Source organism: Rhizobium sp. SEMIA 4085, from assembly GCF_013004495.1.
GTDB lineage: Bacteria > Pseudomonadota > Alphaproteobacteria > Rhizobiales > Rhizobiaceae > Rhizobium > Rhizobium gallicum.
Map to the genome: position 1 here is coordinate 1 of NZ_JABEPH010000326.1, position 6955 is coordinate 6955.

Consider the following 6955-nt stretch of genomic DNA (forward strand, 5'->3'; position numbering starts at 1 on the left):
TCTGATGGTTACACGAGCCAGTGCTGATGCTGTCTGCCGGCATTTGGGCAAGCCGCCGCAGCGCCGGCGAAACCATGCGCAACCTGATGATCTGGCTGGTCATCATCCTGGCCCTTGCAACCGTCTATCTCTACCGCCAGGACCTGTTCGGCGTCGGCGACCGCCTGCTTGCCGGCCTCGTGCCCGGCCGTGCCGTCGTCGTCACCACCAGCGAGGGCAGCAGCGAGATCATTCTGCACAAACTGCTGAACGGCCATTTCGAGGCCGACGTCTCCGTCAACGGCCAGACGATCCCGATGCTCGTCGATACCGGCGCCAGCATGGTGGCCCTGTCGCATGCGGATGCCGAGCGGATCGGCATCATCCCGGAAAACCTCACTTATTCGATGACCGTCATGACGGCGAACGGCCGCGCCCGCGCCGCGCCCGTGACGCTCGACCGCATTGCCATCGGCCCCATCGTGCGCACCGGCGTCGCCGCCAGCGTTGCCGCAGACGGCGCGCTCGACCAGAGCCTGCTCGGCATGAGCTTCCTCCAAACGCTGGGTTCCCTGCAGATGCAGACAGACGAGCTCAGGATGCGCGACTAGGCTGCAACATCAGCAACGGGATGCGCTTCGCCTCATTGCCACGGCCACGTATCATCGGTGATCACAATGTATCACACATAGCCAACGGGGTATGGTAAATCGCGGATGCCTATTCGGCGATCGGCATTCCGCTCCGCAATTCAGCTTGACTCACTCATACCTCAGCGGCTATACGTAAATCAATAGTCACCGGGGTATTGATCAAATGTCGAACGCTCCCGATATGCTCTTCAGAACGCTCGCCGATCCGACCCGGCGGGCTCTCTTCGAGCGGCTGTGCCGTGAGGGAGAAAAGACGGTCGGAGCCCTGACGGCCCGGGCCGGGGTCTCACAGCCGGTCGTCTCAAAGCATCTGGGAGTTCTGAAGCAGGCCGGGTTGGTGCGCGACCGACATGAAGGCCGCCATACGCACTACAGCGCGCAGCTTGGCGCCTTGGCCCCACTGATCGACTGGACAAGCCAGATGGCGGGATTCTGGCAGAGCCGGTTCAACGACCTCGAGGATCTGCTCAAAAGGATGGACCAATGAACAAAGCCGCGACCGAATCGCTTTCCGTCATTGTCGAACGGGAGATTCCTTTTCCGCCGGAAAAGATCTGGCGCGCGCTCACGCAACCACACCTGATCGAGGAGTGGCTCATGAAGAACGACTTCAAGCCTGACGTAGGCCACCGTTTCAATCTTCGAGGAGACTGGGGAGGCGTGCTGGACTGCGAAGTCTTCGCCGTCGAGCCGAACAGAACACTGTCCTACACTTGGAATTTTGCGCACAACGATACAGCCTTTAAGCTGCAGAGCGTCGTGACCTTTACGCTCACCCCAACGAACACGGGGACCCACCTGCGCATGGAGCAGTCGGGCTTCCGGCCGGATCAGAAGCAGGCATACGGAGGCGCAAAGGCAGGGTGGCAGCAGTTCTTTGCAAACCTGGAGCAGGTCTTGACGCGGGCAGATTAATATTTTTCCGTTTGCGCTTCGGCTGATACTCAGAGGAGGTTCCATTGAATTGGAATTATTGGATTCGGCACTTCCACCGCTGGCTGTCTATCGTCTTTACGGCGACCGTCATCGCCAACTTCGTCGCTATGGGATTGGGAGAACCTCCCGGCTGGGTCGTCTACTCGCCACTGCTGCCGCTATTCTTGCTCCTGTTTACCGGTCTCTACATGTTCGTGCTGCCTTACGCCACGAAGTGGGTTAGCGCGCGAAGCGTCAGCGGAAAGGCATGAACACAATGGACCGCAAGACGCCCAGCAAGTCAGCGAAGGCCGCAAACCAGGCCACAGCCAAACCGGCCTCCACAGAACCAGTCCTCCTCTCAGGCGGCAACCCTCAGATCGCCAAGGGTTACGGCGACGCCCCCGTGCAGGCCTACGTCGCGGCCATGCCGGGCTGGAAGAGCGACGTCGGGCGCCGCCTCGACACGCTCATCGAGCGCACCGTCCCCGGCGTGCACAAGGCAGTCAAATGGAATTCGCCCTTCTATGGTGTCGAGGACCATGTCTGGTTCCTCAGCTTTCATTGCTTCACGAAATACGTGAAAGTGACGTTCTTCCGCGGCACATCGCTACGCCCTCTTCCGCCCGGCCAATCCAAGCACAAGGACGTGCGCTATCTCGACATCCATGAAGACGAACTGGACGAAGCTCAGTTCGCCGATTGGGTGAAGCAAGCCAGCCAGTTGCCCGGCGAACGACTGTGAGCGACCACCATGATGAAAGCGACAACCACCATGAAGAAGAACGCCGTGAAAGAAGCAGAAACCTCTCCGTCTCAACTGATCGATGCGAAAGTAGCGGCGCTGGGCGATTGGCGGGGCGGGACGCTCGCCCGGCTGCGAAGCCTCATCAAGGAGGCCGACCCTGAAGTGGTCGAGGAGGTAAAATGGAGAAAGCCCTCGAACATGTTCGGGGTTCCCGTGTGGGAGCACGCCGGCATCATCTGCACCGGCGAGACCTATAAGAATGCCGTGAAGTTGACCTTCGCCAAGGGCGCCTCCTTGGAGGATCCCTCAGGCCTCTTCAACTCCAGCCTCGAAGGCAACACGAGGCGCGCCATCGATTTTCATGAGGGCGACGAGATCGATGAAAAAGCGTTGGAGGCGCTCATTCGCGCCGCTGTGGCACTGAACACCTCGCAGAAGGCACCCAGAAGCGCTTGAGGAGCGGCGCATAGCGTCAAGGCGCGGCTCTATATTCTTCAACCCATGGAACCTTGCGTCCCGCATCCGGGTTGAAAGGATTGAAAGGAGGCGCTGGCCATGGATAATCCCTCGAAGCAACTTGCGGACGAATATATACGCCTGGGCGGCCATCGCCGTGCGGTGATCGACGATAACATCGTATCGACACGCTGCTGGGAAAAAGATACGCCCGAGGCCGCACAATTCTGGAAAGACCGTATAGACACCCTGGATGCCGCCAACCGCAGACAGGTCGTATCCTTCCTGCCGACAATCAACAGGATCTGATCGCCGGTCGGCACAGTCTTGCAAGGCGGCCGATCACGTCAGCGCCAGGACCGGCGGCGCGGAGGCGTTAAACCGGCATCAGCCGCACAGCTTCGGTAAATCGGTCGAAAGCCAAGCGAATATCGATGATGGCGCGAAGGAAGCAGCGGGCGATGGCGGAGCACTCAATGTCTCGCCTCGTCCCGGTCGCCGCCGCCAACAATTTGAACTGGCAGAATTCACGCAGGGCGAGGTCGCCGCCCGCCAAAGACCACGATGAACGCCAGCGCCTTTTCGCAATGACAAGCTCTATACCGTCGTCGAGATCGAGCACGGGCTTTATCGAAGGCGACATCGCCGCCGACAACATCCGCCCGGCGCAGGCCTCAGTTCCGCAGCCGGTATCCCGTCTTGAAAATCCAGCCAAGAGTCGCAAGGCATATCGCCAGGAACATGGTGATCATCCCAAGGCTGAGCAGCGGATTGACGTCGGCGATGCCGTAGAAGCTCCAACGGAAACCGCTCACGAGATAAAGCACCGGATTGAAGTGGCTGACGGCCTGCCAGAAGGGCGGCAGCATGTTGATCGAATAGAAGCTGCCGCCGAGGAAGGTCAGCGGCGGCACCACGAGCATCGGGATCAGGTTCAATTGCTCGAAGTTGCCTGCCCATATGCCGATCATGAAGCCGAACAGGCTGAAAGTGACCGCCGTCAGCAGGAAGAACAGGATCATCATGAAGGGGTGCTCTATCCTGACCTCCACGAAGGCATTGGCCGTCAGAAGGATAATGAGCCCGATCAGAAGCCCCTTGGTGGCTGCAGCTCCAACATAGCCGAGCAGGATCTCCGTCATCGCAACCGGCGCTGACAGCACCTCGTAGATCGTGCCGGTGAATTTCGGAAAATAGATGCCGAAGGATCCGTTGCCGATGCATTGCCCGAGCAGCGTCAGCATGATGAGCCCCGGCGTAATGAAGGCGCCGTAGGACACGCCTTCCACCTCTTGGATGCGCGAGCCGATCGCCGCGCCAAAGACGATGAAATAGAGCGAGGTGGAAATCACCGGCGAGAAGACGCTCTGCAGCAGCGTGCGGCGCGTGCGCGCCATTTCGAAGAAATAGATCGACTTGATGGCTTCCAAATTCATTTCGTGCCTCCCACGAGCGCCACGAAGATATCCTCGAGCGAACTCTGCCGCGTCGAAAGATCCTTGAAGTGGATGTTCTGCGCCGCAAGCCGGGTGAGCAGCGCGGCAATGCTCTCCTGCTCGCTATGCGCATCGAAATCGTAGATCAGCCGGTTTCCGTCAGGTTCGAGCGACAGGCCGTTTGCGGAGAAACATTCGGGCAGCTCGTCCAGCGGTTCGGCAAGCTCGAGAATCAGCTGCTTGCGGCCGAGCTTGGTCATCAGAGCGGTCTTGTCTTCGACCAGCAGCAGCTTGCCGCCGTTGATCACGCCGACGCGGTCGGCGATCTCTTCGGCCTCTTCTATGTAATGCGTCGTCAGGATGATGGTGACGCCGGACTCGCGCAGCCTTTCCGCGACCCGCCACATATCCTTGCGCAGCGTCACGTCGACGCCCGCCGTCGGCTCGTCGAGGAACAGGATCTCCGGCTCGTGGCTGAGCGCCTTGGCGATCAGCACGCGCCGCTTCATGCCGCCGGAAAGCTCCCGCAGCATATTGTCCTTCTTGTTCCACAGCGAAAGGTCGCGCAGCACCTTCTCGATATGGGCCGGGTTCGGCTTCTTGCCGTGCAGCCCGCGGGAAAAGCTCACCGTATTCCAGACCGTCTCGAACTGATCCGTCGTCAGTTCCTGCGGTACCAGCCCGATCATTGTCCGCGTCGCCCGGAAATCCTTGACGACATCGTGCCCGGCGACCAGCACCTGGCCGCCGCTCGGATTGACGATGCCGCAGACGATCGAAATCATCGTCGTCTTGCCCGCGCCGTTCGGCCCGAGCAGGGCCAGGATCTCGCCCTTGTCGACATCGAGATCGATGCCTTTCAGCGCCTCGAACCCGTTGGCGTAGCTTTTTGTGAGATTTCGGATGGAAATGATGGGTGCCATTGCGGATTTCTTGAGTATTTCCTCGTTTTTCGTCCGCTATATAGCCCCTTTGTTACACTTTGACATCCTGCCAGCGCTGAACAGACTATTCAGCGAAAGCATCTTTATGCGTAGATGCTGATGAGGAACCGCGCCGCAGTGACGACAAGGAAGATGCCGAAGCCGATCTCCAATTGACGCTTGCTCATCCGGTGGGCGAGCCGCGCGCCGAACGGCGCGATATACATCGTCAGCGGAATGATGAACACCACGGCGACCCAGTTGATGAAGCCGGTCGAAAACGGTGGCAGGCCCGATACTCCCCAACCAGCCCAGACATAGCCGAACAATCCAGGCAGCGAGATCAGCACGCCAACGCCCGCAGATGTCGCCACCGCCTGGTGCATTTGCCGCGAATAGAGTGTCATGAAGGTATTGTTGAGAACGCCGCCGCCGATCCCCATCAGGCCGGAAAGAATACCGATGCCCGTCCCGACCAGGAACTTGAATGGATTACCCGGCAAATCGCTGCCGAGACGCCAGCTCGCGCGGTTGAACATCATGCGGAAGGCGACGAGGAGCGCGACGGCTGCAAAGATCAATCGCAAGGTCACGCTCGACGCTTCAGAGGCAATCACCGCCGCGATGATCGCGCCGAGCGGCACGGCGATGATCCAACTGCTCAGGAGCTCCTGGTCGACCGCCCCGTGACTGCGATGCGCCATATAGGACCTGAGCGACGTCGGAACGATAATCGCAAGCGAAGTTCCGACCGACAGGTGCATGCGCACCGCCTCCGGCACATCGAGCCAGCCGAACACCTGATAAAACACCGGAACGAGGATCGCGCCGCCGCCGATGCCGAAGAGCCCGGCAAGCAGGCCCGCAACTGCGCCCGCAGCCGCCAGCAGAAGTGCAAAAAGGGCAAGCTCCGAAACACCCGGAATCGCGATCTCTCCACCTTCCACGCAGGCCGGATCAGGAAAAAGAAAATCAGCCGCAGGTTTTATTTGTCATCAAGCGGTGATCTTCTTCGCAGATAAGAAGTGTCGAGGCAAGCAACGGCTTCCGCGCCGCCGCCCATTCCTTTGCGGAACCGTTTCCAGGGCGCTCGTTACGTCCGATTTTCGCTTCCTCGCTTATAGTAAGCAGTCATTGCCAGTCACGAAATCCTAAGAATCCGGCCTCGCGTTCCCCTACCCGGCCGGCCCAGCTTGAGCCGGCTCCTGAGCCGGCTTTTTTTCGTCTAAGCATCCGATTCCTGCCATACCCAAGCGAAATTACGCATGCCTGAGGATATTCCCCAGGCGGCCGAAAGGGTCACGGCCGTAAAACCGCCTCACCCCCCAGGGCTCGCTCGCCGGACCGTACTCCACCGCGATACCTTCGCGGATGACCCGCTGATAGACCTCATCGAGATTGTCGACTTCGATAGAGAGGTCGGGCACAGCCGTTCCGGAGCCACCTTCGGTCGCAAAGCTGACCCGCGGCCCCGCGCTCGCATCCGCCGAATAAGTGACGATCCATCCATGATCCATGACGACATCCATGCCGAGGATGCCATGATAAAAAGCCTTGGCGGCTTCTATATCGGAAACCGCGATGTTCGCGACAATGCGTTTGACGGTCATCTCGTCCTCCCCGGTAGCGCGCCATGGGACAATACTCACGGTCAATGGTGGGATGTAATTTGGTCGCCTATGCGGCAGCTGGCCAGGTGAGGTGCCTCCAGTGGGCAATGTCTGCGTTTGCCGCAAAGCGGAAGGGTTGGTTTTTCCGACGATGGCTTGGTTAAAATCGTACAGCGTGGGACTTCAGTAATTTTACCTCAACAACAGATCGCTCCGGTGTCGGATTGGCAAAGCC

General features: G+C 59.5%; 11 protein-coding genes and 1 pseudogene. 7 read left to right on the top strand and 5 right to left on the bottom strand.

All coding sequences use genetic code 11. From position 1 onward, the window contains the following. Window positions 1–23 precede the first annotated feature (23 nt). The 7 genes and pseudogenes from C9413_RS25110 to C9413_RS25140 form a co-directional block, all read left to right on the top strand. A pseudogene (locus tag C9413_RS25110) lies at window positions 24–590 on the top strand (TIGR02281 family clan AA aspartic protease); the annotation flags it as partial. 205 nt (window positions 591–795) lie between these two features. Then, on the top strand, window positions 796–1119 hold the full coding sequence (locus C9413_RS25115) for a metalloregulator ArsR/SmtB family transcription factor (RefSeq protein WP_039845103.1): 324 nt from the start codon (window positions 796–798) through the stop codon (window positions 1117–1119). Beyond that, window positions 1116–1547: an SRPBCC domain-containing protein gene (locus C9413_RS25120; protein ID WP_039845104.1), complete on the top strand. Its 432-nt coding sequence runs from the start codon at window positions 1116–1118 to the stop codon at window positions 1545–1547. Before C9413_RS25115 ends, C9413_RS25120 begins: the two co-directional genes overlap by 4 nt. Before the next feature lie 44 nt (window positions 1548–1591). Then, entirely contained in the window at window positions 1592–1819 is a 228-nt protein-coding gene (locus C9413_RS25125; RefSeq protein WP_039845105.1) for a hypothetical protein, read from the top strand. A 5-nt stretch (window positions 1820–1824) separates the two neighbouring features. Continuing rightward, the gene (locus C9413_RS25130) at window positions 1825–2292 is read left to right on the top strand and encodes a DUF1801 domain-containing protein (protein ID WP_039846794.1); all 468 of its coding nucleotides are present in this window, start codon (window positions 1825–1827) and stop codon (window positions 2290–2292) included. Between the two features lie 9 nt (window positions 2293–2301). Continuing rightward, entirely contained in the window at window positions 2302–2751 is a 450-nt protein-coding gene (locus tag C9413_RS25135; RefSeq protein WP_039845106.1) for a DUF1801 domain-containing protein, read from the top strand. Window positions 2752–2850: 99 nt separating this feature from the next. Further along, window positions 2851–3060, top strand: a complete 210-nt coding sequence (locus tag C9413_RS25140; RefSeq protein WP_052451528.1) for a hypothetical protein — start codon at window positions 2851–2853, stop codon at window positions 3058–3060. Between the two features lie 67 nt (window positions 3061–3127). On the opposite strand, the gene C9413_RS25145 is transcribed toward C9413_RS25140, so the two are convergent. The 5 genes from C9413_RS25145 to C9413_RS25165 all read right to left on the bottom strand — a co-directional run bounded on the left by C9413_RS25145 (window position 3128) and on the right by C9413_RS25165 (window position 6720). Beyond that, entirely contained in the window at window positions 3128–3373 is a 246-nt protein-coding gene (locus C9413_RS25145) for a hypothetical protein (RefSeq protein ID WP_133939837.1), read from the bottom strand. A 52-nt stretch (window positions 3374–3425) separates the two neighbouring features. Further along, window positions 3426–4187, bottom strand: a complete 762-nt coding sequence (locus C9413_RS25150; RefSeq protein WP_039845109.1) for an ABC transporter permease — start codon at window positions 4185–4187, stop codon at window positions 3426–3428. Continuing rightward, entirely contained in the window at window positions 4184–5110 is a 927-nt protein-coding gene (locus C9413_RS25155) for an ABC transporter ATP-binding protein (protein WP_170251050.1), read from the bottom strand. The genes C9413_RS25150 and C9413_RS25155 overlap by 4 nt, the downstream gene beginning before the upstream one ends. A gap of 104 nt (window positions 5111–5214) precedes the next feature. Further along, entirely contained in the window at window positions 5215–6036 is an 822-nt protein-coding gene (locus tag C9413_RS25160) for a sulfite exporter TauE/SafE family protein (protein WP_039846795.1), read from the bottom strand. Window positions 6037–6369: 333 nt separating this feature from the next. Continuing rightward, window positions 6370–6720 carry a VOC family protein gene (locus C9413_RS25165; RefSeq protein WP_170251051.1) on the bottom strand — a complete coding sequence of 117 codons (351 nt, stop codon included), beginning with the start codon at window positions 6718–6720 and terminating at the stop codon, window positions 6370–6372. Window positions 6721–6955 lie beyond the last annotated feature (235 nt).

Bases quoted from the DNA above. Each gene is read 5' to 3' on its own strand.
- C9413_RS25115 (WP_039845103.1), top strand. From the start codon at position 796: ATGTCGAACGCTCCCGATATGCTCTTCAGAACGCTCGCCGATCCGACC.
- C9413_RS25120 (WP_039845104.1), top strand. From the start codon at position 1,116: ATGAACAAAGCCGCGACCGAATCGCTTTCCGTCATTGTCGAACGGGAG.
- C9413_RS25130 (WP_039846794.1), top strand. From the start codon at position 1,825: ATGGACCGCAAGACGCCCAGCAAGTCAGCGAAGGCCGCAAACCAGGCC.
- C9413_RS25135 (WP_039845106.1), top strand. From the start codon at position 2,302: ATGATGAAAGCGACAACCACCATGAAGAAGAACGCCGTGAAAGAAGCA.
- C9413_RS25140 (WP_052451528.1), top strand. From the start codon at position 2,851: ATGGATAATCCCTCGAAGCAACTTGCGGACGAATATATACGCCTGGGC.
- C9413_RS25150 (WP_039845109.1), bottom strand. From the start codon at position 4,187: ATGAATTTGGAAGCCATCAAGTCGATCTATTTCTTCGAAATGGCGCGC.
- C9413_RS25155 (WP_170251050.1), bottom strand. From the start codon at position 5,110: ATGGCACCCATCATTTCCATCCGAAATCTCACAAAAAGCTACGCCAAC.
- C9413_RS25165 (WP_170251051.1), bottom strand. From the start codon at position 6,720: ATGACCGTCAAACGCATTGTCGCGAACATCGCGGTTTCCGATATAGAA.